The following is a 1,424-nucleotide window of genomic DNA, read 5'->3' as shown; positions in this document are numbered from 1 at the left end:
AATTGTTTCACCCAAATCATCTTAGTAATGTCCAGTTCAACCAAAAAATCTCCTCCTGGCCGATCTAAAACGGTTCAGCCAATTGCCTCCACCTCCGAGCGCAAACCTGCTTTATCTATCATCAAAGACATTCAACGTCAGACCCGGCGGCAATACACGGCTGAAGAAAAAATCCGTATTGTGCTCGAAGGCCTGCAAGGTGAACAGTCGGTCGCCGAGATCTGCCGCCGGGAAGGCCTCAATACCAATATCTATTACCGTTGGAGCAAAGAGTTTTTAGAAGCGGGCAAAAAACGTTTATCTGGCGATACCACCCGGGAAGCCACCGCGCCTGAAGTTCACTCCATGAAGTCAGAGAATGAAGCTCTCAAGCAATTGGTAGCGGAATTGAGCTTGGAGAACCGGTTGTTAAAAAAAAGTCTGAAAGCGGAGGAGTAAGATCTATTTATCATCGTATGACTCAATCCGAAAAAATGGAGATTATTACCCTGGTGGAACAATCTCAGCTTAGTGTCAAAGCTACTTTACGGGAGTTGGGTATCAACCGATCTACCTTTTATGAGTGGTATAAGCGCTATTTGTCCCATGGCTACGATGGCTTAGCCCAACAACCCTGTCGACGTTCTAGTGGTTGGAACCAGCTACCACCAAATCAGCAAAACCGTATTGTCGAACTGGCATTGGAACGGCCTAATCTTTCCTGCCGGGAGCTGGCGTGCTATATTGTTGATTATGACCGCTGGTTTGTGTCAGAATCAACGGTGTATCGACTTCTCAAAAACCGTGGATTAATCACTACGCCCGCTTATCGGCTGATGGAAGCGGCCGATCACTTCTATAATCCCACAACGGCTACTAACCAACTATGGCAAACTGACTTTACCTATTTCAAGATCAAGCACTGGGGTTGGTATTATCTGTCAACCGTCCTGGATGATTATTCTCGCTACATTCTGGCTTGGGAACTGTGCCCGGGCATGCAGGCGGTGGATGTGGAACGAACCGTGCAAGGGGCACTACAAGCTAGTAATCTGAAAAGTGATCAACGCCCCCACATTTTATCCGATAATGGCTCGGCTTACGTCTCGCAGTATTTGAAGGGCTATTTGAAAGGGGAAGGAATAACCCACATACGGAGTGCACCGTTTCATCCGATGACTCAGGGTAAAATTGAGCGGTATCATCGATCAATGAAAAACGTTGTTCTTCTGGAGCATTACTACAGTCCTGATGAGTTGACCAGACGCATCAGTGAATGGGTCGATTATTATAATAATCATCGGTACCATGAATCACTGAGCAATGTAACGCCGGCCGACGTTTATTGGAGCCGCCAACAAGAACTATTGACAGAACGCCAAAAAGTCAAGCAGTTAACGTTAGCACACCGCCGGAAAAGTTATATTTGCCAGCAGGCACAAAGT

Annotated in this window: 1 protein-coding gene; it reads left to right on the top strand. The window is 46.7% G+C overall.

All coding sequences use genetic code 11. The annotated features are described in order from the left end of the window. Nucleotides 1-27 precede the first annotated feature (27 nt). Nucleotides 28-1,424 (top strand): IS3 family transposase gene (locus ACYVHX_RS29590; protein WP_460675339.1). Its coding sequence is split into 2 segments (ribosomal slippage), with 1,398 coding nucleotides annotated over them: nt 28-409 and nt 409-1,424; the frame shifts between segments, so codons are not numbered across the junction. This gene is flagged as partial in the annotation.

The sequence above is a fragment of the Larkinella ripae genome (genome assembly GCF_054780775.1).
This window is presented reverse-complemented; position numbering and strand designations above follow the sequence as displayed.